This is a genomic window from Rhizobium mesoamericanum STM3625, from assembly GCF_000312665.1.
Lineage (GTDB): Bacteria > Pseudomonadota > Alphaproteobacteria > Rhizobiales > Rhizobiaceae > Rhizobium > Rhizobium mesoamericanum.
In genome coordinates this window covers 1,609,509-1,634,865 of record NZ_HF536772.1, presented here as the reverse complement: position 1 = coordinate 1,634,865, position 25,357 = coordinate 1,609,509, and the positions used below count along the sequence as shown (strand labels likewise).

The following is a 25,357-nucleotide window of genomic DNA, read 5'->3' as shown; positions in this document are numbered from 1 at the left end:
CTAAGCTGTGTCCGGTTTCGGGCCTTGTCGGTCGTCTGACGCCTGCGTAGGGACGTCCGCTTTATGGTGCACTGTGGGCGAGGCCGTGCCAAGACGATGCCCGCTTCAGGCAAGCGCGACGACGTCCGTATGACCGACAAGAGGGCGCGAAGTAGCTTGGCGCGATTTCCCTTCAAGTTGAGCGTCCCTCTCCCGGCGCCCAAAGACATCGTCCTCTATCTGCCGAGCCTTATCATCGATTAGAATGAGTGCGCTTACTTCGGTGCGATTGATAGGCCCTGGATCATGCAGGCGGTAAAGCGATCAATGGCTGAGGGGAAATCTACGACCATCTGATCATTCCAAACTAAACGAAGTACAAGGACCGCTCAATTGGCGCCTCCGACCATCAAGGCGTATGTCCGCTTTCGAGAACTCGGCGCCGCAGTCTGAATGACCTGGTTGCGGGCGCAAAGCTGCCGCGCGCCTTATGGCGGCGCGCCACCGCAAACGTGAGGTCCGAAAGCGGAAATAATTGCCGCTCAACCCGCCGGTTGACTGATGCCCAAAGCCAGGGCACAAAGGTGGCATCCACGGTCGCTCGCGATGGGAAAAGATAAGGAAAACAAAGGCTGTTTCACTAAGTATTTGAAATCATGTGAGAATCTAAGGTCCAGGCAGACCATTTTTGCACCTCTCCCCTGGTTTAAAAAGCCGGTATACCCCAGCAGAAAAAATGACGTCTTTGCAGTTACTTGGCGCACTTCGCGCAAAGAAGCTATGTGACGTTTTCGAGATCTCGAGAATGTCCAAAGCCTCGCTGGGGACCTTGTTCCAGCTTACAGAGAGCGAGGGAGATGTTCAGGCTGTAACCGCTCTCAAGCGGGCTCAAACCTGATCTTTTGCCATTGTTCACGAGCATCTGCGATTACACCACATCGCACAATGTTAAGCGAAGCTGTCCCGATCGATCCGCCGTTCGCGACGAGCAAACTATCAACCGAATACAAGCTCCGGCACAACCGCCTCCCAAACATCTCGGTGAAGATGCACCCGGAACTCTTCCTGATTGTCGGCCTTGCGCCAGCGCACGATGGCGCCGACCTCGCCGCGGAGGAAGTTGAGTCCTTCGGGAGGTGACCAGCTTTTGGCCATGCGTCCGAGAGCTTGTCCCCGCGCATCCTGCATTATCCAAGTGGGGCCATCGCGCACGATCTGAAGAGGGTCTCCTGCCTTTGCCGCTGAGATTGCGACAAGCGAGGGATGACTCGGCCCGAGACGCCCGGCCCACGACAGGTCCACAGTCTTGAGATTCGGCATTTGGTATAGCGCAGCCGAAAAATCGACGGCATCAGAGATGGCTGGCGCGGCGCGGCGCAGCACATACTCTTGGCCGTGCGAGACGAACGGATGCTGTCCTTCGGCAATGATGGCAAGGCTACGTCGCGCTCTGGTCATGGCGACATAGAAAAGGCGGCGCGGCGCATCGGGATCCTCACCCTTAGAGGGCCTGTCCCAACCGCCATTCAGGATGACGACATCGTCGAACTCGAGGCCTTTCGATCGATGCGCCGTCAGCAGCAGCAATGCGCGCTGATCGCCGCGCGCATCATGGGCCCACTCAGCGAACCACTCGACGAGGTCAGGTACGGGCATGGTTTTGTTCGCGAGCTCTTTGGCCAGCGCGGCGATGCCTTCGGCGATCAGGTCCGTCCAGCGGTTGGACGGTATCGTGTTCAGCACACCGACCAGATCACGGACGCCCAACAGGCGTGTAGTATCGCGGCGCAGGACGTCGATGAACTGCTGCATTTCGCGCAAACGCCAGATGCTTGGCAGGCTCTCATTTGCCATCTCCACCGGAATGCCCAGCGTTTCGGCATAGGCTCGCACCGGAGCCAACCGCCGCCAATCGCGAGCAATGACCGCCGCACGCGACCAGTTCCACTCCTGATCAAGGCGCGACAGTCGGACAAGTTCGTCGACTGCAGTCATCGCCTGCGCCACATCGCCAGATGGGCAGGCCAACACTTGCACGCGCCCATGGGCCACCGGATCGAGCGCCGCCATCTCGCCACCGGGAGGCACCTTGCTGCGCCTGCGATCGATGGCAATGTCGTGACCGGCTTTCATGCGAGCCGCGGCTGGCGCAATGACCGCATTGGCGGCTGCAATGATATGCCCGGTCGAGCGATAGTTCTCGATCAAAAACACCGGTCGTGCATTATAGTCAGCCTCGAACTGGCGGATAAAGCGGATGGACGCCCCAGCGAAGGCGTAGATGTTCTGATCGTCGTCGCCCACCGCAAACAGGCTGAGACGAAGCTCCTTATCGTCAAGTGAGCGGCCCGCGACGGCAGAGATCAACGCATATTCCTCCGGGCCAATATCCTGATATTCGTCCACCAGAATCCAGCGATAACCCTGAATCAGCGTATCGCGTTGTGCCTCTGCCTCCGGTTTGCTTAGACCTTCGCCGTTCAACTGGCGCACCGCTTCCATAACGATCCCGTCGAAGTCGTGGGACGTCTCGCTCGCAGTTCCGGCAAAGCTCGCGCCCACCAATCGCATCGCGAGGGCGTGGCAAGTGGATATGGTCACTGCAGCCGCTTCATCGCCTATCAGATGGCGGAGTCGAATACGTATCTCGGCGGCGGCATGGCGGTTGTAGGTCAGCACAAGGATGCCGCGTGGGTCCTCGCGGCGGACACGGATCAGGTAGGCGATGCGGTGCACCAGAACGCGCGTTTTGCCCGAACCCGGTCCGGCCAGGACCAGGACGCTTGTCTGTTCGCGGTCGTCAGCGACGATCTCCTGCTGAACTGGATTCTTCAGCCCTTCAACGATTGCCTTCCAGGAGCTGCCGGTGGTCTGACGACGGATCTCACCGCCCCTGCCTGGCATCCACCGGCGCAGAAAGGCGTCGCGCTCCAGCACAAAATAATCCTCCGACAGCCGAAGCGCCTGATCCATCGCAGCAAGGCCTCTTTCGGCATAGGTCGCCATCACATGGGTCTGGATTGTCTGCTCAACGTAGTGTTCCTCCAGGGGCGTAAAATCCTTCACAGTGAACTGGCCGCCCGCGGGGTTCAGATGGACCGTCATCGCCTGCCGGAAAATCGTCAGCCCTTTGCCCAGCGTTACCACCTCCTGCTCGTGCAGCCACAGAAGTCCGCGCTCTATCAGTTTTGTCATGTCCTGAATGCCACTGCCGCGCAGTAGCGCGTCTCCAGTCAAGGTGGCGAGCAGATCACCCATCGTAGTTTCGACCTGGATATCCTTGCCGCGGCTGCCCTTTGGCAACCTGCCAAGAAGGTGCCCTAGCAGCAGCTCCGCACCCTGCCGCCGCAGGTTTGCCGTCTGTTCCAATGCCTGCCAGGACCGTTGCAACGTGACCATCAACGTGTTGCGCGAAGCCTTGCGCAGCCGCAGATTGCCCTTGCCACCATCCTGATCGCGCCCGTCTCGGCCCATGCTGCGCAGCAGCTTTTCCACGATGTCGGGTCGCACTGCGCTGTGCCCCTGATTGCGGAGCGCCTGACAGGTCTCGGCCAGATGCAGGGGAATGCCTTCAGCACCTTCGGCATCGGGGGCTGCCTCACGCATCAGGGCGATCAGCGCCGTTTCAAGCCGCGCGGCCTGCGCCAAACGCTGCTGCGAATGACCGTCTACTGCAACATGGACAAAGATAGTGACCACGACGTCGTTGCGAGCGATCCCGAGCGCCTCGAGGTCGGCCAGCGCCTTGTTCAGCATACCCCCTGTCAATCCGCTAACCCCGGCGAGCTCGTCGGTGGATATGCCCTGATCGGGCGGCGCGTTCACCAAGTGGCGTGTGATATCCAGAAGCTGCTTGCGGCGGGTGCCAGTGATCGCTGCTCTGGCCAGGATGGCCTCGACTTCTTCCAGGTTGCGGATCCTGAGAGATGAGGGAAAGACCTGAACCTTGTTCTCCTCGCGGCTCAGCAGCGTGGCCTCTTCCAGCCAGGACACCGCGGTCTTCACCCTGGTGTCGTCGGTGCTGCTGTCGCGCTCGAATTCCTGATCGCGTTCAGCTCGCACGACTTCGCCCGAGGTAGCAACCACGGTGCCGGTCTTTTTCGTCCGCTCGTCAAGGCGCCGCAGGGCCTTGAGGATCGCGCCGATTTCGTGTCGGGCTAGGCGCGAGCGAGCCGAAAGCGAGAACTGGCGCTCGACGTCCTCTTCGGCAAAGAGCAGCACGCACTTGGCATGGGCGCGGTCGCGGCCCGCTCGCCCGGCTTCCTGAAGGTAGTTCTCCAGTGATCCGGGAATGTCGCCATGGACCACCAGTCGGATGTCGGGTTTGTCGATCCCCATGCCGAATGCATTGGTCGCAGCAATAATTCGCAGTTCGCCGTTGCGAAATCGTTCCTGAATGTCGCGCTTCTCCTCGGACGTCAACCCGGCGTGGAACCGTTCCGCCGACAGGCCTTGCTGCTTGAGGAACTCGGCCACTCGCTGTGTCTCGCTGCGGGTGGCGCAATAGACAACGGCACCCGAAGCGTCCTCCTGTGGTAGCTTGGTCTCGATCACATCAAGGATGTCGGCCAGCTTGGTGCCGCGCTGCGTCGGCCGGACCTCGAAGCTGAGATTGGTGCGCGCTGCGCCACCGTCCAGCAGCAAAAGGTCGCATCCGAGCCGTGACTTGAAATGCTCTCGGATGTCCCGCACCACTTCGGGTTTGGCGGTGGCGGTCAAGCACAGGACCTGGGCAGGCGCGTCATCGCCCGAGGATTCCTTGATGAAGCGACTGACATAGCGGTAATCAGGCCGGAAATCGTGTCCCCATTTCGACACACAATGCGCTTCGTCCAGCACCCAGAGGCCGATCTCACGCTGTGCCAGAACCGACCGGACCGAGTTGCTGCGCAATTGCTCGGGTGAGATCAGCAGCATTGCGGCCTCTCCCATGCGGACACGGTCCAGTGCATCCTGCCGCTCGGGCATCGAAAGCATGCCATTAACGGTCACGGCAGAGGATATCCCTGCCCGCGCCATGCCCTGCACCTGATCAGCCATCAACGCGACCAGCGGCGAGATCACCACTGTCAGCGCTCCGGTCTTGTCGAACTTCGACAGGGCGGGGATCTGATAACAGACCGATTTGCCTGTGCCAGTCGGCAGAATGCCGAGGACGCTCGACCCGCGCATCGTCTCATCGACGATCCGCTCCTGCAGGGGGCGGCCCATATCATCCACGGGCTCCGCGCGGAAAGCATCGAACCCGAACCAGCGTGACAGCGCGCGGACCGGGTTGTTCTTTTCACTACACCAGGTGCAATCCGGGCTTTTGCAGTTGGCGTCGCGAAGGTGCCGCACGATCAGTGCAGCCTCGCGGAACTGCGCCCGCACCCAAGGCGGCATGACGGAATCTCCGCCCGCGACCAGGATCCAGGACAAAGCATAGGCCATCGGCCAACCGAGCTGCGGGTTCGAAAGGCGGTTCAGCGTCTGCTCAACCCGCTTCTCGCAGGCCCGCCCCGCAAGAAGCCGGAAAATCGCTTCTTTTGCCACTAGAGGATCGGGCGTGGGAGCTCCGCGAACCTCCCGAAACACCGCGTCAAACCCGCCTTGGTTCTCCATTCTCGTAGTAAGGAAATGAAAGGCTGCAACGGCATCGGGCTGGTCGGCGTTCTGCTGTGTCAAAGCCGTCAATTGATTGCGCAGCACCTGAAACACCAGTCGCGCATCAAGTTCAGGATCGTTGACATGACCCGCTTGCAGACGCCCGTCATGGTAATGCTTGACCAGGTGGTGGTAGGGATTGCGCGGAAATGCGAGCGGATTGAGCCATAGAGTGTCTATCGGTGATCGCAAAACATTCGCTAACCCAGGGCGCACCGCGAACAGATGAGGCAAGTCATGCCGAAATATGTTGTGGCCGAGCAGATGCACGCCCCCGGTTGCTTCTGCTTCCAGGCGGTCGAGCGCTATCACGAGATCGCGTTTTTTTGCCAAGATCGGGGGGCGAGCATTATCGCGCACCGCCGCAAAAGCAAAGATGCTTGCGGTTGCAGGATCAACTTCCAGGTCGATCGAAACGCAACGCTGCAGAAAGAGTTGGAAAGGCTCAGCCAGATGCATCAAGTTTTCATTCACGTGATGAAACGATGAGCGATCATGGTCGTGCGTTTGGCGAAAGGTCAACGTTCAACTTGTGCTACACAAGAATTTTGCCGGATCGCCACCTATCTAGCTCATTTCTATGATGCGACCTATACGCTGCGACCTAGGGCACACAGCGCCAATAGTTCAGATCTTTAGTTGTGACAGAAGGGTCGACGGCACCGCCTCACGTAGTCGCCATGTCACGGTAATCGGCATCTCGCCTGTCCAAGTTTCGAAATCCACTTCGCCACAGTAGATGAATGGTGCCGGCTTGGGTCCGATCTTCTTCGTCTTTCGGACGAGCAAGTGGACGTGAAAACCCAGGGCATGATGGTCACGGATCATCTCGCCATGCTTCGATTGTTGCTTGGTCCTATTCTGACTTTGCCATGAGAATTCCGTGGCTGAGGTAAAGTGATCAGCATAGCGGTGCTCGTCCATCATCCCCTCCTTCTCCAAGGTGACGAGCAGAAAGATGTGAGGCGGTTTTGGCACAAAACCAGCATTCCACGTCGCCTGATCGAAGGTTAGCCCGAAAGCTGGAGGAATAGCCTCGCGCGAATAGCGTTCCCAAACCCGAAGGCCTGCCTGCGCCTGGGCCTGCACACCCAGCGGCTCCATGCGCCAGACATCGCTCTGGAATCGGAATCGGACACGATCGCCTTTGCCCGGAAGTCCGGCTTCGTCGCCGAACCATCCGCGAAGAATGGTGGACAAGCGGTTGGAGGAATCGTCGGCTCTCCGCACAACGTTAATTGCGATCTTGGCAACAGTAGCCTCCATCGGCTGATCGTCTACGATAACGTCCAGGGGACCTTCCGGCAGCCGCCCTGCGCCCGACGTCGTCGGGAGGAATAAGATAGGTTGTCCGCTCGTGTTTCGGGCGACGCGGCAAACAACTTCAGCCGGCTCGTTGGGAACACCGCTTCTGCTCAAATATTGCGCAAGACGCCAATCGAGGATTTCCCGCAGAAGTTGGCTAAACGTCGCCCTATCCCGTGGAACTTTGACTGAGCCGAATTGATCTTCTCGCAAGTCAAAATACGGAGCGCCCTCGCTATCCCGCAGCTTCGTCAGGACATCGATCGGAAACCTTAACACGAGCGATCTGAGCGCTTTCCGATCCGCGAGATCGACAGAGAAATCCTGCTGAAGCTTATGGACTCGAGAGGCCAACTGCGCGACGCGCTCGACGAGCTCATCGACGGTACAGCGGTCCCGCACGGTCTCCTCATCGAACAGTGCGAGAAGCGTCACGAGCTTGTAGCTTCGGGTTAATTCGGTCTTCTCCATCTCCTTAAAGAAATCCCGATGCTCGAACCAAGTCGATCGTTCCAGATCGTCCAACCCGCGCATGCGTTCTAGGAAACCAAGCCAGGAACGTTCGCTGCTGCTTCTTGGATTGTTGCCTGAGTGGAAAACCTCTGACGCTGTTGGGCGGATGCCATGCCGCTCCAGGAAGTCGCGGTAAAAGTCTTCCAGTGCATTCTCGGTGCTGGCTGGTTTCACCAGCATGCGCAGTATGTCGAGTGCCTCGAGGTCATAGGTCACCTCACAACCGGTGGGCAGATTGATCTGATCGCCTCGCAGCCGTTCCAGGAGCTCGCGGATATGGCCACCAGAAGACGCATCGACATTCGCAATCGAGGCGATCGCACGCAACTTGGTGAGGAAGATACGATGGTTGCCGATATAATCGATGACAACGAGACGCTTCTTGTTTGCGGACTTTCGCAAACCGCGGCCGAGCTGTTGCAACCAGATTATAGTCGATTCCGTTGGCCGCAACATCAACACGGTATCGATACTTGGGACATCGACACCTTCGTTGAACATGTCGACGGCAAACACTACCTCGAGTTCGCCCGCTTCCAGTCTCTGCAGCGACGTAGCGCGAGGTGCGGAGTTTATGCCGGAATGGACGGCGACAGCGGGCACGCCGTGGCGGTTGAAGAAGTCGGCCATAAAATCGGCATGTGTCTGGGAGCAGCAGAAGCCGATACACTTCGTCCCACCGCGCAGTCGGTACTGTTCGAGCGCGTTCTGCGCTCGTGTTTCTGTGGCGACAGCAGCGGTGAGTTCTGTAATGTCGAACTGCGCGCTGCGCCAAGGGATGTTTCGATAATCTACATTGTCCGGGACGCCGAAGTAATGAAAGGGGCAGAGATGCCCGGCTTCTATCCCCAGATGGACACCGGCCTGGAAGACGAGGTTCTCTTGGCACAGACCGAGGAGATCCGCTCCGTCGCTCCGCTCGGGCGTCGCCGTCAGACCGAGGAGGAACTTTGGTTCGAAGTAATCGATGATGCGTCGGTAGGTGGTCGCTGCTGCGTGATGGAACTCATCGATGACGATATAATCGAAGGTGTCCGTTCGAAATTGCTTGATTTGGTTCACCTTGCCGAGAGTTTGAACGGAGGCGAAAAGGAGATCGGCATCCGTGTCCTTGCAATCGCCTGCCAATCTTCCGATCCGAGCTGTCGGTCGCACACGTCGAAATGTCTCGATCGCTTGATTGAGTATTTCTTCGCGGTGGGCAACGAAGAGGATACGACGATATTCGAGGCGATCGCTGTCGAAGGCCGCCAGCCAAGTCTTGCCAAGACCGGTAGCGAGCACAACAAGGCCCGCAGTAAATCCGTCCTGCCGTGTGTGCTCGAGCGCTGCGAGGGCCTGCCGTTGGATGGCGTGGGGTTCGGGAGGGGGCAGCGGCGGCTCGTATGCTAAGCCAGCATCCTGGAAGCCTAGCGGATTCCTCCGGCTTTCATAGCGGTCGATCCACTCCGGCGTGACGGAGACGGCGCTATAGGAATTGAACAGGTCTTCGAAGCCATTGGTGATCTGGGGGAAGGCCGATCGGTCGTGGCTGGAAATGACCTTGTAGTTCCACTCGATGGATGTGGTCAGCGCCGCCTCTGACAGGTTGGAACTGCCGACGAATGCCACGCCCTCCTTGCCCGATAAAAAGATATAGGTCTTGAGGTGAAATCCCTGCTCCGCAGCCTCGAAGACCCGGAACGTCAGATCGCCGTCGAGATCGGCCAGACGCCGCAGAGCCATCGGCTCCGTCACGTCCATGTAGTCGCCGACGAGAATTCGGGCTCGTCCACCGCGGGTCAGAAAATCTTTCAGATGTTCGACGATCAGTCTGGCGCCGCTATCAAGCAGAAATGCTACTGCGATGTCGCAGGCGTTCGCCTCGTCCATATGCATGATGAGATGGGGCAGAAGGTGGTCACTTCCGCCAGTGACCAAGCGCTTTAACGCTTCGGTGCTGCTCACCTCCTGGGCTAGGTAGTTGCCTTTGTGCGGGATAACATGCCTGACGCCGCCTCTCGGATCGTCGACGTCACCTAGGCAGCGCGGAATGACGTGCAGGTGAAAATGGGAGACCGTTTGTCCTGCAGCCTCAGCCAGATTGAAACCGACATTGTACCCATCCGACTTATGCTTTCGTTCGATCTCGATTTTTGCCCTGTCGATGTTCTGCCAGATTGCCTGCTTCTCGTCCGATGAAAGATCGTCCCATGTCGCCGCATGCCGTCGTGGAACGATGAGTAAATGTCCTGGCGATACCGGGAAGGCGTCCCACAGGGCGACGACTTGATCGTCCATAAAGGCGATGCGGCTCAGTTCGGCGGTGCAGAAAGGGCATTGGATCATCGGCAAACTATGGGCTGCATCGCCGAAGCATCCCAGGATGGCTGATGCTTTTCCACACAATGATTTCTGAGAACCCGCCGCGTTTTCGGCACCTGGCCGAGGCGGCATCCAATGTGGAACCGTGAGGTGGAAGCGCGTTCAATCTAAGGAAGAGAATTGTGGCGGCTTCGATTCAAGATTGCATTGGCGCAAACTTGCCGTCTCGCCGATTCACCAAGGCGACCACTTCTGGGACGCGGCAGGAATGAAAGCTATGACGGGAATGAGCGGTCGTTAACAAGGTGACGGCCAGAAAACAACTTCGCCCCGAAAGCGGAAATTATTGCCGGTATACCCCTCCTGTTGACTGAGGCCCAAAGCCAGGTCACAAAGGTGGCATCCACGGTCGCTCGCGACGGAAAAACAGAGGGGATTTCAAGGCCATCTTGTTAAGCCATTGAACTCATGTGAGAATCCAGGTTCCCCAGCCAACTCTTGATTATCCCTTACATTCGATAAGCACAGTCCCGTCCATCGCAGCGAAGGCTCGCTTCGGGTCCAGAAGCGGAAATTATTGTCGCTCTAAGCATGCGTTGACTGGGGCCAATCCAGGCGCGAAGGTGGCATCCACGACTGGCCGTGATCGGAAAAGAGGGAATTCAAAGGAAATTTGACTAAGCTTTGGAATGGGTGCGAGAATCTAAGCTTCTCAGCCAAATTTCTCTGCACGCATCACGCTTAGACCCTCGTCCTCACATCCTCTGCCAATTCCTGCATCCGATCGATCGGAATGCGGCCGATCAGCATGAAGGCATGTGTTGCGCTCGACCAGTAGACGACGTTCATTCCGAGCCGGCCTTCAACGTCAGGTTCTTTCGTGCCGACGTCCGAGCGAACGATGCAGAGCGCAAGCGGCCCTGCCTCCGGATCGAGATAGGCGATCTGGGCGAGCGGCCTTTCGTCATACTGTAGCAATTGGGCGCGCTTGAACTCGACGCCCGGCAGTGACAACGCTTCGGGTGACAAGGACAGACCAAGCTTGTCGTTGAGCCGGGCAAGTTGGACAAGCTGGTCTTCGCTTGAAGGCGACGGGCCGGCCACGGTATCGGCGGTATAGAGTGCGATGTATTCGGCAACGACAGCGCGCCATTCACTACTTTCATCAGGCGCATGAACTCGGTTGCGAATGCCAATGAAGGCCCGGTCGGCCACAATGCCCGCGACAAGACAGGCCGCAAGCGCACCAAGGAAGCCGCGGCGGCCGGAGCGGGCGGAAACCGGCTTTATCTCAGCCGGCATAGTACCGACCATGGCATCAAGCGCCGCCTTCGGAGCTGCCCCAAGCAGCGGCTCGAATGCCTCCTGGAACGGAAGGCCACTCAGCGACAGGAACTCCAGTCTTGCTGCTGCGTGCTCGTTCGAACCGAGAATTGCCTCGATACGCGAAACCTCGGTGTCCGACAGCTCACCGTCGATATAGGCCGTCAATTCCTCATCGGAGGGGATTTGGTTCTTGTCGTTCATGTGCCCCCCTCTTCCGAGACGCTCGCTGCGATCTTGGCACGCGCGGCAGCAAGGCGGCTCATCACGGTTCCAATCGGGATATCCAATACGCTCGCCACCTCCTTGTAGGAAAGACCCTCCACGTAGGCGAGAAAAACGGCCGCCCGCTGCGCATCAGGCAGAGCATTGACCAACCGCAAAACCTGGTTTGCCATGACATGCGTCTCCGTGTCGCGGGCGCCATCGACGACCAAGGCGTCGTCTGCATCGACAAAGCCCCGACCAAGACGCACGCGTTGCGACCGGATCTCATTCAACCAGATGGAATGCAGGATCGAAAACAGCCAGCGGTCGAGTCGCGTTCCGATCTCGAACTGCTCCACGCGTTCAAGTGCGCGAACGCAGGTCTGTTGCACGAGATCGTCGGCAACATCGCGGCGATGCGAAAGCACAAGGCCATAGCGCCACAGCCGCAACAGATTGTCTGCCAGGCCGCTTCTAATATCGGCTTCGCTTGCGATGAGAGCCTCCGCCACCGGTTTTCCTTCCAAAGCCGCCGGTTGTACTGACGGCTTTGGTGTTGTGTGACTATAGGCAGGAAATGTGGTGTACGCGACCGGCATTTGGAAGAACCCATTCAACGGTGACTGCGCTTTCCCGCTTTGGTCAAGGTCACATCTTCGAAGGCTTGAGGATCGCTTCGTTAAGATCGCGATACGCCTCGCACTCGGTGCCGCAGATCGTCTTGATCGTTGCCAACTGCTCCTTGGCAAGATCGAGGCGTCCCTTGATGACGTAGGCTTCGCCGAGATATTCACGCACCTGCGCATACTTGGGATCTAGCTCGACGGACTTCAGGTAATAGGAAATGCCTTCGTCCGTGCGACCAAGCTTGCGGGTGGCATAGCCACGATAGTTCAGGGCCTCTGCGGTATTCGGATCCTTCAGCGTATCGAGCATGGCTAGCGCCTCTTCGTAGCGACCAGCCTTTGCCAGCGAGTAAGCATAGTCAGTGCGGTTTTCTTCCGTCACGTTGGCGCTGCTCTGCTTGACGCATCTCTTCGTTCTTTTGTCATACATCTGACCTTTCTTGCAGGTCGGCATGGTGCTTTCGCTGCTGCTGCCTCCCGAGCCGCTGGAAGTGCTTGAGCCGCCGCTGCTACTGCCACCGCTGCTGCTGCCACCGCCGCCCATGGAAAACGCGGGAGCGGAGAGCGCAAACGCGGCAATGCAGCCGCCGACCAGGATGGAAGCAATACGAACAGTCGCGATCGTCATGGGATATCTCCTAGAAAAATGACGTTGGCGAGGAATGAACACTGTTGCCGGGCACTTTATTCGGTGCGCCGGTTGTTTTTTTCGATGAGGCGTCTTCCAGCGCCGACGAATAAATGCAGGTCTGAGGTGTTAGCTGCTCACGCGCCGACCAAAAGGAGCATTCCGTGAGTGATACCGTAAAACTGCTGAGTCTTGCCGTCGCGACGCCCGAGCATGTCATCACGCAAAGGCAAGCGGCCGAGACCTCCGCCCGGCTGTTTTCGTCCCGGTTCAAGGATTTTTCGCACCTCGCCGGCGTCTTCGACAATGCCGGCATCCGGAAGCGTTATGCCGCGCGTCCCCTGGAATGGTTCATCGAGCCGCACGGCTGGCAGGACCGGATGGAAGCCTACGGCGAAGTAGCGCGCAGCCTGTTCTTCGAGACCGCCACCAATGCACTCACGCGGGCCGGACTGCAGGGGCGCGATGTCGACTGCATCGTCACCATCTCGTCCACGGGGATTGCGACGCCGAGCCTTGATGCGCAGCTCGCACTGAAGATGGGCTTTCGCTCCGATATCGAACGCGTTCCCGTCTTCGGGCTCGGATGTGCTGCTGGGGTTTCCGGCTTCGCCATCGCCTCGCGGTTGGCCCGGGATAGGCCCGGCGCAACGGTGCTGTTCGTGACAATCGAACTTTGCACTCTGGCGTTCCGGCTAGACGAACTGACACGCGCGAACATCATCGCCACGGCGCTTTTCGGCGACGGCGCTGCGGCCTGCATCCTCCGGGCAGGGCCGGAAGGAAACGTTGAGGTCGAGTCGACTGGAGAGCATCTTTTTCCCGATACACTGGGAATTATGGGCTGGAAGATTGACGACACCGGTTTCGGGGTGGTTCTCGCTCAATCGCTACCGCCATTTGCCGAGACGGAACTCGGCCCGGCCGTCGACGGGATATTGGCCCGCAATGGCCTCGCGCGGTGCGATATCGATCGTTTCATCTGTCATCCAGGCGGCACAAGGGTTCTGACAGCTCTGGAGAGTGCCCTCTCTCTTGAAGCAGGCACGCTGGATCACGAACGCGCGGTGCTTGCCGAATACGGCAACATGTCGTCTCCCACGATTCTTTTCGTGCTGGAGCGCGCCCTGAAAGCTGGATTGCCGCCGCGCAGCGCCATGGTCGCCATGGGACCGGGCTTCACCGCAAGCTGCGTGACCTTGAAGAGGGCCGCATGATGTGGCCCTCCATTTCACTCCTCGCCTTCGTGACGGTACAACGCCTCGCCGAACTTGGCCTAGCCCACCACAATACGCAGGTGCTTTTAAGCAGCGGTGCGAAGGAGGCCGCGCCGCAGCACTACCCTTACATGGTGGCCCTGCATAGCTGCTGGATCGCCGGATTGTGGCTGCTGGCGATTGATCGTCCGATCGAACCGCTATGGTTTGCCGTCTTCCTGGCTCTACAGGCGGGCCGGCTCTGGGTCATCGGTACACTCAAGGGACGATGGACGACACGCATCATCGTGCTGCCGGGAGCTCCGCTCGTCAGCAGCGGACCCTATCGATTCCTAGCCCATCCGAACTACGTCGTCGTGGCCGGCGAGATTGCCGTCCTTCCCTTGGCGTTCGGGATGCCCGCCTATGCTGCGGTTTTTTCTTTGCTGAACGCTGTCATGCTCTATGTTCGCATTAAAGCCGAAAACAAGGCGCTAGGACGACAATGTTTTTGAAATGAAACGAAATTTTTCGTTTGCCTGCAGCAAGAGGGAGCGGCATTTTCATTGCCTCGAATAGGCGGAATGCAGGCAATGACAAAGAACGCAATTGTACTTGGCGCCGGTATCGTCGGCGTATCGACGGCCATTCACCTGCAGCGCCGGGGGCGGCAGGTCACATTGATCGACCGCAAGCCGCCAGGCAATGAAACTTCTTTCGGCAATGCCGGCCTCATTCAACGCGAAGGTGTCGTGCCTTACGGCTTTCCGCAGCAGCTCGGACTCCTGATACGATATGCTTTCAACAACCGTATCGACGCCCACTATCACCTCAAGACTTTGCCTGGGCAGTTGGCATTCCTTGCCCGCTATTGGTGGAACTCCAATGCCAAGCGCCACGAGATGATCTCCCGCGCCTATGCCCCGCTCATCGAGCACTCGATCTCTGAGCACAATGACCTCATCGAAGCATCCAACGCGCAGCACCTGATACGCAAGAATGGCTGGATGGAGATTTTCCGCACCGCCAGCAGACGCGACGCAGAATTTGCAGAGGCCGAGCGGTTGCGGGCCGAATTCGGTGTTGCTTACGAACAGTTGGACGCTGCCGCCGTGGCGCGCCTCGAACCCCATATCACGGGAGATTTCGTCGGTGGCGTTCGGTGGCGCGATCCATGGTCGGTGCTCGACCCGTATGGCTTGACTAAGGCCTATCGCTCCTATTTCGAGAGCCTCGGCGGAAAGTATGTCACCGGCGACGCCAACTCCCTTGGTCGTTCCGGCACGAGTTGGAGGGTGGTGACCAGCGTAGGCTCGCTGGACGCGGAAGATGTGGTCCTGGCGCTCGGTCCCTGGGCCGCTGTTGCGACACGTCGGCTCGGCTATTCCTTTCCGCTCGGGGTCAAGCGCGGCTACCACATGCACTATGCCGCGGCAAACAATGCGACCCTCCACAACTGGACGCTGGATACCGAGCGGGGTTACCTTCTGGCACCGATGAGCCGCGGTATCCGGCTGACCACGGGTGCTGAATTCGCCGCGCTGGATGCACCGAAGACCCCGGTGCAGCTCGATCGAGCAGAGAAGGTGGCGCGCACGATCTTTCCGCTCGGCGAGAGGCTTGACCCGGAGGCGTGGATGGGCGCCCGCCCCTGCACGCCTGATATGATGCCCATAATTGGAAAGGCGCCTCGACACGACGGGCTATGGTTCGCCTTCGGCCACGCCCATCACGGGCTGACGCTGGGGCCGGTCACCGGCCGCGCTCTGGCGGAGGTAATCACAGGCGAGAAGCCATTCATCGATATTTCCGGCTATTCGCCGCAGCGTTTCCTTTGAGCTAAGCGACGCCCAAAGACTTGAGATCACGGAGCGCTTTTTTTGAGATTTCCTCGATCGTATTGTCGATGTCGACGGTCACGACGCCCGGCTCCCCGGTCGGCACTTCGAGTGTCGCGAGTTGGCTTTCCAGCAACGACAGTGGCATGAAGTGCCCCTTGCGCTCACCCATGCGCTGCGTCAAGAGTTCCTTCGAGCCTGAAAGATAGACGAAAAAGAGCTTTCCATGCACTGCCTTGCGCAGTCGGTCGCGATAGGCGCGCTTCAGCGCCGAGCAGGAGACGATGACGTCCTGCCCGCGATCAAGCGATGCTTGCATCGTTTCACCGATGAGATCAAGCCAAGGCATGCGATCGTCGTCCGTCAGCGGAACGCCGTTCGACATCTTCTCGACATTCAATGCCGGATGCAGCTGATCACCCTCGACAAATTGCATGCCGAGGGCGTCCGAAATCTTGCGGCCGACCGAGGATTTACCGCAACCACTAACCCCCATGACGATGATTGCGTAAGGGGTTGCATTAGTCTCGGGCATTGCTGATCTCTCTCGTCGTTTCAGCACTCCCAGGGACGGCAAACCACAACCTTATGAAGCAGTAAGCGCTGCACCTTTGCGTGCAAGACGCGCCCTGATGGTGTCGACATCGGCCCGCGGTGTGGCCGCAAACAATGTCTTCGTGTAGCTGTGCTGCGGACTGTTGAAGACCTGATCCCGCGTGCCGTATTCAACAGCCTCTCCAAAATACATCACCATGACATCGTCGGCCATGTAGCGGACCACCGACAGGTCGTGGCTGATGAAGACATAGGTGAGGTTCAACTCGTCCTGCAGATCCGCAAGAAGATTAAGCACCTGGGCCTGGACCGAAAGGTCGAGCGCAGACACCGGCTCATCGAGAACCAGAAGCCTTGGCTTCAGCATTAGAGCGCGAGCGATCGCGATACGCTGGCGCTGGCCGCCGGAGAACATATGCGGATAGCGGTTGAAATGGATCTCCTGCAGGCCGACCTTCTTGAGCATCGCCATCGCCAATTCGCGTCGCTCGGCGGCGGGCGTATCGGTATTGATGATCAAGGGCTCCATCAGGATATCGCCGATCTTCTTGCGCGGGTTCAGCGAACCGTAGGGGTTCTGGAAGACGATCTGTACCTTGCGGCGTATTTCCGGCGTCAGATCGCCTGCAGCGATATCCACCTTCTTGCCATCGATAAACAGGTCGCCGCCGCTTGCCGGATCGATCATCGTAACGATGCGGGCAAGAGTCGACTTTCCGCAACCGCTTTCACCGACGATGGCCAGCGTCCTGCCCTGCTCCACCTTGAAGCTCACGCCTTTGACGGCATGTACGGTCCTCTCCTTCTTGAAGAGGCCGCCCGGCAGATAATAGTTGCGGACAATGTTCTTTGCTTCGAGGACTGGCGTCATTGGGCCGCTCCCTTGAAAATCTCGCCGATGGTCGGCAGTCGGTCGCCCGTGGCATTTTCGGGCAGGGCGGCAAGCAGCGCCTTTGTGTAATCGCTCTTCGGCGCCTCGAAGAGCGACAGAATGTCGGCCTCTTCCATCTTGCGTCCCTTGTACTGGACGATCACGCGATCGGCCGTCTCTGCGACAACGCCCATGTTGTGCGTGATCATGATTAGGCCCATACGATGCTCAGTCTGCAACCGCATCAGGAGATCGAGGATCTGCTTTTGAATGGTGACGTCGAGCGCAGTCGTCGGTTCGTCTGCAATCAGGAGCTTTGGATTGCAGGCAATTGCCATGGCGATCATGACGCGCTGGCATTGACCACCCGACATCTGGTGCGGGAAATGGCCAAGGCGCTCGGCCGGGTTCGGAATGCCAACCGCCTCGAACAGCTCGATCGCGCGCTTGCGCCGCGCGGCCTTGTCAAGTCCCAGATGGATCCGCAGAACCTCTTCGATCTGAAAGCCGACCGTGAAGCACGGATTGAGGCTGGCGATAGGCTCTTGGAAAATCATCGACATATCCTTGCCGATGATCTTGCGTCGTTCGCTTGCCGACATGCCGAGCAGATTGCGGCCATCGAAGACCAACTTGTCGGCCGTCACTTTTGCCGTCCACGGCAGTAGTCCCATCGCCGCGAGCATGGAAACCGACTTACCGGATCCCGACTCCCCAACGATTGCCAGAACCTCACCCGCATCGACTTTCAGCGACACGCCATCAACGGCGCGAAATGGACCCGTCGAGGTCTGGAATTCGACTACGAGATTTTCAATTTCAAGAAGTGCCATCTCAGGACCTCTTCAGTTTGGGATCAAGCGCATCGCGCAGACCATCACCCATAAGGTTGATGGCGAGAACCGTGATCAGGATGCAAAGACCCGGGAAAGTCACGAGCCACGGGGAACTCTGGAAGAATTCGCGCGCGTCAGCGAGCATCGTGCCCCACTCCGATGTCGGCGGCTGCGCGCCCATGCCCAGGAAGCCGAGGGCCGCGGCGTCGAGGATTGCGGCGGAGAATGCGAGCGTCGCCTGGACGATTAGCGGCGCCAGGCAATTCGGAAGAATCGTCTTGAACATGAGACGGAACGTACCGGCACCCGCGACGCGAGAAGCGACGACATATTCCTTCTCGCGCTCACTGATCACGGCGGCGCGTGTCAGGCGAACGAAGTGCGGCTGGTTCACGATCGAAATGGCGATCATAGCGTTCAGCAGGCCCGGACCCAATACAGCAACCAGCACCAGAGCGAGCAGCAGTGACGGGAAAGCCAGGATGATATCCATGACGCGCATGATGAAGGTGTCCACGCGACCGCGGAAATAGCCCGCCACCAGGCCAAGCAGCACGCCGGCGACAGCGGAGAGCGACGCGACGACGAGACCGATGAACAGTGAAAAGCGCGTGCCATAGATCAGACGCGAAAGCATATCGCGACCAACGGCATCCGTTCCTAGCAGGAACATTGGATTGCCCTTTTCCGCCCAGACCGGCGGCACGCGTTGCATACCGTCGAAAGGAACGTTCGGATCATGAGGAGCTATCAACGGCGCAAAAATCGCCATCAAAAGGACCAACAGGAAGATGCCAAGGCCGATGACCGCGCCCTTGTTGCGTGAAAAGTAGTACCAGAACTCAGAAAGCCCTGATGGCTGGGTCGACTTGGTGGTTATCACACTCATAAGCCGCTCCTAGTGACGAATACGTGGATTGATGAGACCGTACATGAGATCGACGATCAGATTGACGATCATGATGATACCGGCGATCAGCAACAGCCCGCCCTGAACGACGGTATAGTCGCGCTTGAAGACGGCATCGACCATCCATTTGCCGATACCCGGCCAGGAGAAGATCGTTTCAGTCAGAATTGCGCCGCCGAGCAGGACGCCTACCTGCAGACCGATTGAGGTCACGACCGGGATCATCGCGTTGCGCAGCGCGTGCAGGCCAACGACGCGGATGGGGGCAAGGCCCTTTGAGCGGGCGGTCCGAACATAATCCTCGCCCAGCACTTCAAGCATTGCCGAGCGCGTCTGACGCGCGATGACCGCAAGTGGAATCGTACCAAGGACGATGGTCGGCAGGATCAACGAGACGAATGCCGACTTGAACGCACCGGCCTGGCCCGACAGCAGACTGTCGATCAGCATGAAGCCGGTGACCGGTTTGAAGAAATACATCAGCGAAATGCGGCCGGACACAGGTGTCCAATGCAGCGTATTCGAGAAGAGAACGATGAGCAGCAGCCCCCACCAAAAGATCGGCATGGAATAGCCGACGAGGGCAACGCCCATCACGCTCTGGTCGAACCAGGTGCCCCGTTTTACCGCCGCAAACACGCCGGCGGGAATGCCAAGCACGATGGCAAAAATGATCGCGCAAAGCGAAAGCTCAAGCGTCGCAGGAAAGAGCGATCCGAACTCCTGCAGAACCGGGCGCTTGGTGACGATCGATGAACCTAGATCGCCCTGCACCACGCTGCCAAGGTAATCCAGGTACTGAACGTAGACTGGTCTGTCGAGGCCGAGATCATGCATGACCTGGGCATGGCGTTCCGGCGCCATTACGCGCTCGCCCGACATCAGCATGACCGGGTCACCGGGCAGCAGGCGGATGAACGAGAAGGCGATGAGTGAAACGCCGATGAAGGTTGGGATCAGGATCGCAAGGCGTCCGATGAGAAATCGCAACATTGGCAAGTGTCCATAGTGTTCCGGCGGTCAGGTATCAAACCTGACCGCCGGCCAAGCCCGGGGGTTGCCGGGCATCTTTGCATAATTTTGATTACTCGGCGATATCAACGCCGTCGAAACGGTGAACACCGACCGGGTCCTGCACGAAGCCGGAAACCTTGGCGCTCATCGGTACGAATTCCGTGGAGTGATCGATCGTCGCCCACGGAGCTTCCTTCTTGAAGACGACCTGCGCCTGTTCGTACAGCTTGGTGCGCTCTGCGACGTCAGCGGTTTTCTTGGCCTTCTTCACGAGATCGTCGAATTCCTTGTTGCACCACTGCGCGCGATTGTTGCCGCCGACGGCTTCGCAGCCGAGCAGAGTGTCAAGGAAGTTGTCCGGGTCGCCGTTGTCGCCGGTCCAGCCGAGGATTGCAGCACCGTCACGGGCCTTGTCCTTGGAGAGCTTCAGGTATTCAGCCCATTCGTGGGTGACGATGTCGACCTTGACGCCAACCTTGGCAAGGTCAGCCTGCATCAGTTCAGCGGCGCGACGTGCGTTCAGCATGTACGGGCGAGAAACAGGCATTGCCCAGATCTTCATGCTGAGATCCTTGACGCCAGCCTTTTCGAGCATGGCCTTGGCTTCGGTCGGGTTGTAGGGATCATCCTTGATGGCGTCGTTGTACGACCACATCGTCGGCGGGATCGGGTTCTTGGCAACCTGACCGGCACCCTGGAAGACGGCTTCGACGATCGCCTGCTTGTTAATCGCCATATTCAGCGCCTTGCGCACTTCGGCTTTGTCGAACGGAGCCTGTAGCGTGTTGTAGGCGAGATAGGCAACGTTCAGACCCGGCTGCTCCAGAACCTTCAGGTTCGAGTCCGTCTGGAGGTCCTTGATGTCAGCCGCGTTCGGGTACGGCATGACGTGGCATTCGCCAGCCTTCAGCTTCTGAGCGCGGACGGAAGCGTCCGGGGTGATCGCGAACACGAGATCGTCAATCTTTTCCTTGCCCTTGAAGTAGGTTTCGTTAGCCTTGTAGCGGATAACGGCATCCGGCTGGTAAGCAACGAAGGTATACGGACCGGTGCCGAGTGGCATTTGGTTCATCTGGTCCATTTTGCCGTCAGCCTGCAGCTTGTCGGCATATTCCTTGGACAGCACGGATGCGAAGTCCATTGCCAGGTCGGCAATGAAGGGGGCTTCCGGATGGTTGAGCGTGAACTTGACGGTCAAATCGTCGACCTTCTCGACGGACTTGATCAGTTCAGGGAAACCCATGCCTGCAGCGTATTCGTAAGAAACGCCGGCGACATACTTGGCCCACGGGCTGTCAGCCTTCAGCTGGCGCTCGAACGAGAAGACGACGTCGTCAGCGTTCAGATCGCGGCTCGGCGTGAAAAACTCGGTCGTCTGGAACTTGACGCCCGGACGCAGCTTGAAAGTGTAGACCATGCCGTCGTCGGAAACCGTCCAGCTTTCAGCCAGGCCCGGCTCGACTTCGGTCTTGCCGTGCTTGAACTCGACAAGACGGCTGTAGACCGTACGAGAGGAAGCGTCGAAGGTGGTGCCTGCAGTGTAAATGCCGGGATCGAAGCCTTCCGGCGAGCCCTCGGAGCAGTAAACGAGAGTTTTGGACCAGGCTGCGGATGCCATGGCCGAAGCCAGGACCGTCGCGGCCAACAAGACAGACATCTTTTTCATGATATCGTTTCCCAGGTTTGTTCTTTTCTTTGAGATCCGGAAACTCTCCGGAATGACGGCAGATGGAACGACATTTATTTGCTGAAATCAACGACTGGAGCGGAAAATTTTTCCAGGTGGGCGACTTTAGTAATTTTCCGCCAAAAATGAGCCGCATTTGGAAATAAACCGACTGGATAAAGGCGATTCCTGTCGCATTTGATATAATTTCGCGTCGGGGACAGCATCGTCACGCACGCCGCACGCATTTTTTCAAACTTTCCTAAAGCAGAACAGCCGCGGCACACAAGACGGTGCCACGGTCGCATCAAAATTCCGTCATCGAAGTTCAGGCTGCCGGTGCGGTAACGGTCGGCTTGCGGTGCGGCTGCTCGCCCGTCAGGCCCAGCAGGAAGTTGATCTGCGGCCGCGCCTTGACGAGATCATCGATCGAATACTGCGTCAGAACCTCGAAGAAGGCGTTGAGGGCCTTGCGCAAAGCGGAGTTCAAACCGCAACTATCAACGAGCGGGCATTCGACCATGCCGTCATCCTCGAAGCACTCTGCCATCGCAAAACTATCTTCGGTGACGCGAACCACGTCGAAGAGGCTGATGTCCTTCGCCGGCTTGCCAAGCCGCACACCGCCGTTACGGCCCCGAACCGTCTCGACCAGACCGGCCTTGTTAAGCGGTTGCAGGATCTTGAACAGGAAGAGCTCAGAAACGCCATATGCCCTGGCAATCTCGGGAATTCGGCTCAACTGCCCATCATTGGCGGCACAATACATCAACATGCGAACCGCATAGTTGGTCTGCTTGGTCAAACGCATGCCGATCTCCAGAATCGTCCTCTACAAGCAGCCTATATAGTGGCTTTGCTAGTTTTGAACAATTCCAAAATATGAAATTCATATTCAGCTTATGTGAGACGGATTGCCGCGACAAATTTTCGAGCAGTGCCGTCCGTTTTGAGTCGGCAATCAGCGCGGAGCCCGAAGCACGCCCCTTCGAGCTCTTCAATGCAAATTGGGGGCCGTAGCCCCCAATTCGATAAGATCATCACTTGTCCGCCTTACTTCATCGTCGGCATGACGAATTCTGCGCCATCCTTGATGCCCGAGGGCCAGCGGGCCGTAATCGTCTTCGTCTTCGTCCAGAACTTGATCGAGTCCGTGCCGTGCTGATTGAGGTCGCCGAAGCTCGACGCCTTCCAGCCGCCGAAGGAGTGATAGGCGAGTGGAACCGGGATCGGCACGTTGATGCCGATCATGCCGATGTTGACGCGCGAGGCGAAGTCGCGGGCGGCATCGCCGTCGCGGGTGTAGATCGCAACGCCATTGCCGTATTCATGCTTCATCGGCAGGTCGAGGGCTTCCTCATAGTTCTTGGCACGAACCACGGAGAGGACAGGCCCGAAGATTTCGGTCTTGTAGATGTCCATATCCGGTGTGACATGGTCGAACAGCGTGCCGCCAACGAAGTAGCCGTCTTCATAGCCCTGCAGCTTGAAGCCGCGGCCGTCGACCACGAGTTTTGCGCCCTGCTCAACGCCACGATCAATCAGGCCGTTAACGCGGGTATAGGCTTCCTTGGTGACGAGCGGGCCCATGTCGGCCTTCTCGTCGGTGTACGGGCCGATACGGAGCGACTCGATCTTCGGTGTCAGCTTCTCGACAAGGCGATTGGCGGTTTCCTCGCCGACCGGCACGGCCACGGAAATCGCCATGCAGCGCTCGCCGGCAGAGCCATAGCCCGCGCCCATCAGGGCGTTGACGGCCTGGTCCATGTCGGCGTCAGGCATGATGATCATATGGTTCTTCGCGCCGCCGAAGCACTGCGCCCGCTTGCCGTTCATGGCGGCCGTTCCATAGACATAACGGGCGATCGGGGTAGAGCCAACGAAGGATACCGCGCCGATATCAGGATCGGTCAGGATGGCGTCGACCGCGGTCTTGTCGCCGTTGACGACGTTGAGAATGCCTGCCGGGAGTCCGGCTTCGATCATGAGCTCCGCCAGACGAATCGGCACGGACGGATCGCGCTCGGAAGGCTTCAGAATGAAAGCGTTGCCGCAGGCAATTGCCGGAGCAAACATCCACATCGGGATCATGGCGGGGAAGTTGAATGGGGTGATGCCCGCACCGATTCCGACCGCCTGGCGCATCGAGTACATGTCGATTGCTGGGCCGGCACCCTCCGTGAATTCGCCCTTCTGCAGATGCGGAATACCGCAGACGAATTCGCAGACTTCAAGGCCGCGGACAATATCGCCCTTGGAATCCTCGACCGTCTTACCGTGCTCGCTGGAGAGCAGCGCGGCGAGTTCGTCCATGTGCTTGTTCAGCAGCTCGACGAACTTGAAGAAGACGCGCGCACGGCGCTGCGGGTTTGTCGCTGCCCACTTTGGCTGAGCGGCCTTGGCGTTTTCGACAGCGGCGCGCATGTCCTCGACGCTTGCGAGCGCTACCGTTGCCTGAACTTCACCGGTTGCTGGATTGTAGACGTTGCTGGTGCGGCCGCTGGTGCCGGCGACATGCTTGCCGCCGATGAAATGAACAATCTGACGCATGGGTGCTCCTCCTGTTTTTCGATCTGTTTTTCGATGGCAAACATCGCACTACAATTTGCACAAATCAATGATCCGATATAAGCAACCGTTGTGCGCAAATTGAAGCTCTATATTGGCTAACGCATCGTCTACACGGGACTGATTAGACTACCACGGTCGACCTGAGCTGAAGAGGAGATAGTGCTTTAATGAGCGGGAAATTGGTTGTCAGAATTGCGGAGCTTGAGATCGAACCCGCCCACCTTGAAACCTATCGCCTTCTGTTAACCGAGGAGATCGAGGCTGCCATCGCACTGGAGCCCGGTGTTCTGTCGCTAAACGCCGATTCCATCAAGGACAGTCCGCATAAGATCCGTCTCCTGGAGGTGTACGCCAACCAGATGGCCTATGAAGCGCATCTGCAGACACCGCATTTCCTTAAATACAAGAACGCAACCGCCGGGATGGTGACGACCCTCAGGCTCATCGATGTCGACCCGATCATAATGGGTGGCAAACCATGAATTGGGACGACGTCCGCGTGTTTCTGGCCGTTGCCCGTACCGGTCAAATCCTTGCTGCGTCAAAGCGACTGGGACTTAACCACGCCACGCTCTCGCGCCGGCTTACCTCGCTGGAGGAGGCGCTGAAGACACGCCTCTTCGTACGTCGAACAAACGGCTGCGAGCTAACGGCCGAGGGCGAAGTTTTTCTTGCATCCGCAGAGCGGATGGAAACCGAAATGCTGTCCGCGCAGGCCAATCTTGGCCGCACCGATACGGCGATCGCCGGGACGGTGCGTGTGGGGGCTCCGGACGGTTTCGGCGTTTCGTTTCTCGCGCCCCGCATGGGCAGGCTGATCGAGCGCCATCCGGAACTGAAGCTCCAGCTCGTGCCGGTACCGCGCTCTTTCTCTCTGTCACAGCGCGAGGCGGATATTGCCATCACTCTGGAGCGACCTGAACAGGGCCGCCTCGTGTCGGCCAAACTCACCGATTACACACTTGGCCTCTACGCCTCCCGCGGCTATGCCGAGATCAATGGCCTGCCCTCTGACGCGGAGGGGCTGAAGGAGCATAGGCGGATCGGCTATGTGGAGGACCTGATCTTTTCCCAATCGCTAAACTTCACCGGCGAGGTGATGCGTAACTGGAATGCCGCCTTCGAGATTTCCTCGGCGACCGGACAGACAGAGGCCGTGCTTTCGGGAGCGGGAATAGGAATTCTACACGACTATATTGCTCGCCAGTATTCCCAACTAGTGCGCATCCTGCCGGATATTTCGATCCGGCGGGCGTACTGGACGACGTTTCATGAAAGCGCGCGTGAACTGGTGCGAGTGCGCACGGTTTCCAATTTCCTTCAGGAACTTGTCGCCGCCGAGCGCCACATATTCCTGTGACGCCGGTCT

The 25,357-nt window shown here is 58.5% G+C and carries 19 protein-coding genes; 6 read left to right on the top strand and 13 right to left on the bottom strand.

What is annotated here, in order from left to right; translation table 11 throughout:
• Positions 1–975: 975 nt before the first annotated feature.
• Entirely contained in the window at positions 976–5,514 is a 4,539-nt protein-coding gene (locus BN77_RS07890) for a RecQ family ATP-dependent DNA helicase (RefSeq protein WP_341872164.1), read from the bottom strand.
• Positions 5,515–5,862: 348 nt separating this feature from the next.
• Here BN77_RS07890 and BN77_RS34690 point away from each other — a divergent pair, with 348 nt between their 5' ends.
• Positions 5,863–6,114 carry a hypothetical protein gene (locus BN77_RS34690; RefSeq protein ID WP_244426167.1) on the top strand — a complete coding sequence of 84 codons (252 nt, stop codon included), beginning with the start codon at positions 5,863–5,865 and terminating at the stop codon, positions 6,112–6,114.
• Positions 6,115–6,252: 138 nt separating this feature from the next.
• Here BN77_RS34690 and BN77_RS07885 read toward each other — a convergent pair whose 3' ends face one another.
• The 4 genes from BN77_RS07885 to BN77_RS07870 all read right to left on the bottom strand — a co-directional run bounded on the left by BN77_RS07885 (position 6,253) and on the right by BN77_RS07870 (position 12,531).
• Positions 6,253–9,771: a DUF3427 domain-containing protein gene (locus BN77_RS07885; protein ID WP_007530288.1), complete on the bottom strand. Its 3,519-nt coding sequence runs from the start codon at positions 9,769–9,771 to the stop codon at positions 6,253–6,255.
• 717 nt (positions 9,772–10,488) lie between these two features.
• Positions 10,489–11,274: an anti-sigma factor family protein gene (locus tag BN77_RS07880; RefSeq protein ID WP_007530283.1), complete on the bottom strand. Its 786-nt coding sequence runs from the start codon at positions 11,272–11,274 to the stop codon at positions 10,489–10,491.
• Positions 11,271–11,876 carry an RNA polymerase sigma factor gene (locus BN77_RS07875; protein ID WP_040676878.1) on the bottom strand — a complete coding sequence of 202 codons (606 nt, stop codon included), beginning with the start codon at positions 11,874–11,876 and terminating at the stop codon, positions 11,271–11,273. The genes BN77_RS07880 and BN77_RS07875 overlap by 4 nt, the downstream gene beginning before the upstream one ends.
• Positions 11,877–11,925: 49 nt before the next feature.
• A complete protein-coding gene (locus tag BN77_RS07870; RefSeq protein WP_007530278.1) occupies positions 11,926–12,531 on the bottom strand; it encodes a tetratricopeptide repeat protein in 606 nt (201 codons plus the stop codon).
• 164 nt (positions 12,532–12,695) lie between these two features.
• Between BN77_RS07870 and BN77_RS07865 the strand changes: the two genes are divergently transcribed.
• The 3 genes from BN77_RS07865 (at position 12,696) to BN77_RS07855 (ending at position 15,565) form a co-directional block, all read left to right on the top strand.
• Positions 12,696–13,748: a type III polyketide synthase gene (locus tag BN77_RS07865; RefSeq protein ID WP_007530276.1), complete on the top strand. Its 1,053-nt coding sequence runs from the start codon at positions 12,696–12,698 to the stop codon at positions 13,746–13,748.
• Positions 13,745–14,242, top strand: a complete 498-nt coding sequence (locus BN77_RS07860; RefSeq protein ID WP_007530274.1) for an isoprenylcysteine carboxyl methyltransferase family protein — start codon at positions 13,745–13,747, stop codon at positions 14,240–14,242. The genes BN77_RS07865 and BN77_RS07860 overlap by 4 nt, the downstream gene beginning before the upstream one ends.
• Before the next feature lie 78 nt (positions 14,243–14,320).
• Positions 14,321–15,565: an NAD(P)/FAD-dependent oxidoreductase gene (locus BN77_RS07855; protein WP_007530273.1), complete on the top strand. Its 1,245-nt coding sequence runs from the start codon at positions 14,321–14,323 to the stop codon at positions 15,563–15,565.
• 1 nt (position 15,566) lies between these two features.
• Here BN77_RS07855 and BN77_RS07850 read toward each other — a convergent pair whose 3' ends face one another.
• The 8 genes from BN77_RS07850 to BN77_RS07815 form a co-directional block, all read right to left on the bottom strand.
• Entirely contained in the window at positions 15,567–16,100 is a 534-nt protein-coding gene (locus tag BN77_RS07850) for a gluconokinase (RefSeq protein ID WP_007530272.1), read from the bottom strand.
• Positions 16,101–16,151: 51 nt separating this feature from the next.
• Positions 16,152–16,991 carry a dipeptide ABC transporter ATP-binding protein gene (locus tag BN77_RS07845; protein WP_007530271.1) on the bottom strand — a complete coding sequence of 280 codons (840 nt, stop codon included), beginning with the start codon at positions 16,989–16,991 and terminating at the stop codon, positions 16,152–16,154.
• The gene (locus BN77_RS07840) at positions 16,988–17,824 is read right to left on the bottom strand and encodes an ABC transporter ATP-binding protein (RefSeq protein ID WP_007530270.1); all 837 of its coding nucleotides are present in this window, start codon (positions 17,822–17,824) and stop codon (positions 16,988–16,990) included. Before BN77_RS07840 ends, BN77_RS07845 begins: the two co-directional genes overlap by 4 nt.
• A 1-nt stretch (position 17,825) precedes the next feature.
• The gene (locus BN77_RS07835; RefSeq protein ID WP_007530269.1) at positions 17,826–18,716 is read right to left on the bottom strand and encodes an ABC transporter permease subunit; all 891 of its coding nucleotides are present in this window, start codon (positions 18,714–18,716) and stop codon (positions 17,826–17,828) included.
• A 9-nt stretch (positions 18,717–18,725) separates the two neighbouring features.
• Complete coding sequence (locus BN77_RS07830) at positions 18,726–19,730, bottom strand: ABC transporter permease subunit (protein ID WP_007530268.1); 1,005 nt, start codon at positions 19,728–19,730, stop codon at positions 18,726–18,728.
• 91 nt (positions 19,731–19,821) lie between these two features.
• Positions 19,822–21,417 (bottom strand): ABC transporter substrate-binding protein, encoded by a 1,596-nt coding sequence (locus BN77_RS07825; protein ID WP_007530267.1) that lies wholly within the window; start codon positions 21,415–21,417, stop codon positions 19,822–19,824.
• Between the two features lie 328 nt (positions 21,418–21,745).
• Complete coding sequence (rirA, locus tag BN77_RS07820; RefSeq protein ID WP_007530266.1) at positions 21,746–22,228, bottom strand: iron-responsive transcriptional regulator RirA; 483 nt, start codon at positions 22,226–22,228, stop codon at positions 21,746–21,748.
• A gap of 242 nt (positions 22,229–22,470) precedes the next feature.
• Positions 22,471–23,967 (bottom strand): CoA-acylating methylmalonate-semialdehyde dehydrogenase, encoded by a 1,497-nt coding sequence (locus BN77_RS07815; protein ID WP_007530264.1) that lies wholly within the window; start codon positions 23,965–23,967, stop codon positions 22,471–22,473.
• Between the two features lie 188 nt (positions 23,968–24,155).
• On the opposite strand from BN77_RS07815, the gene BN77_RS07810 reads away from it, so the two are divergent.
• Both BN77_RS07810 and BN77_RS07805 read left to right on the top strand, forming a co-directional pair.
• Complete coding sequence (locus BN77_RS07810) at positions 24,156–24,470, top strand: putative quinol monooxygenase (RefSeq protein ID WP_007530261.1); 315 nt, start codon at positions 24,156–24,158, stop codon at positions 24,468–24,470.
• On the top strand, positions 24,467–25,348 hold the full coding sequence (locus tag BN77_RS07805) for a LysR family transcriptional regulator (protein ID WP_007530258.1): 882 nt from the start codon (positions 24,467–24,469) through the stop codon (positions 25,346–25,348). Before BN77_RS07810 ends, BN77_RS07805 begins: the two co-directional genes overlap by 4 nt.
• The last annotated feature ends 9 nt before the right edge of the window (positions 25,349–25,357 follow it).

Bases quoted from the DNA above. Each gene is read 5' to 3' on its own strand.
- BN77_RS34690 (WP_244426167.1), top strand. From the start codon at position 5,863: ATGCCGAAATATGTTGTGGCCGAGCAGATGCACGCCCCCGGTTGCTTC.
- BN77_RS07885 (WP_007530288.1), bottom strand. From the start codon at position 9,771: ATGATCCAATGCCCTTTCTGCACCGCCGAACTGAGCCGCATCGCCTTT.
- BN77_RS07880 (WP_007530283.1), bottom strand. From the start codon at position 11,274: ATGAACGACAAGAACCAAATCCCCTCCGATGAGGAATTGACGGCCTAT.
- BN77_RS07875 (WP_040676878.1), bottom strand. From the start codon at position 11,876: ATGCCGGTCGCGTACACCACATTTCCTGCCTATAGTCACACAACACCA.
- BN77_RS07870 (WP_007530278.1), bottom strand. From the start codon at position 12,531: ATGACGATCGCGACTGTTCGTATTGCTTCCATCCTGGTCGGCGGCTGC.
- BN77_RS07860 (WP_007530274.1), top strand. From the start codon at position 13,745: ATGATGTGGCCCTCCATTTCACTCCTCGCCTTCGTGACGGTACAACGC.
- BN77_RS07855 (WP_007530273.1), top strand. From the start codon at position 14,321: ATGACAAAGAACGCAATTGTACTTGGCGCCGGTATCGTCGGCGTATCG.
- BN77_RS07850 (WP_007530272.1), bottom strand. From the start codon at position 16,100: ATGCCCGAGACTAATGCAACCCCTTACGCAATCATCGTCATGGGGGTT.
- BN77_RS07845 (WP_007530271.1), bottom strand. From the start codon at position 16,991: ATGACGCCAGTCCTCGAAGCAAAGAACATTGTCCGCAACTATTATCTG.
- BN77_RS07840 (WP_007530270.1), bottom strand. From the start codon at position 17,824: ATGGCACTTCTTGAAATTGAAAATCTCGTAGTCGAATTCCAGACCTCG.
- BN77_RS07835 (WP_007530269.1), bottom strand. From the start codon at position 18,716: ATGAGTGTGATAACCACCAAGTCGACCCAGCCATCAGGGCTTTCTGAG.
- BN77_RS07830 (WP_007530268.1), bottom strand. From the start codon at position 19,730: ATGTTGCGATTTCTCATCGGACGCCTTGCGATCCTGATCCCAACCTTC.
- BN77_RS07825 (WP_007530267.1), bottom strand. From the start codon at position 21,417: ATGAAAAAGATGTCTGTCTTGTTGGCCGCGACGGTCCTGGCTTCGGCC.
- rirA (WP_007530266.1), bottom strand. From the start codon at position 22,228: ATGCGTTTGACCAAGCAGACCAACTATGCGGTTCGCATGTTGATGTAT.
- BN77_RS07815 (WP_007530264.1), bottom strand. From the start codon at position 23,967: ATGCGTCAGATTGTTCATTTCATCGGCGGCAAGCATGTCGCCGGCACC.
- BN77_RS07810 (WP_007530261.1), top strand. From the start codon at position 24,156: ATGAGCGGGAAATTGGTTGTCAGAATTGCGGAGCTTGAGATCGAACCC.
- BN77_RS07805 (WP_007530258.1), top strand. From the start codon at position 24,467: ATGAATTGGGACGACGTCCGCGTGTTTCTGGCCGTTGCCCGTACCGGT.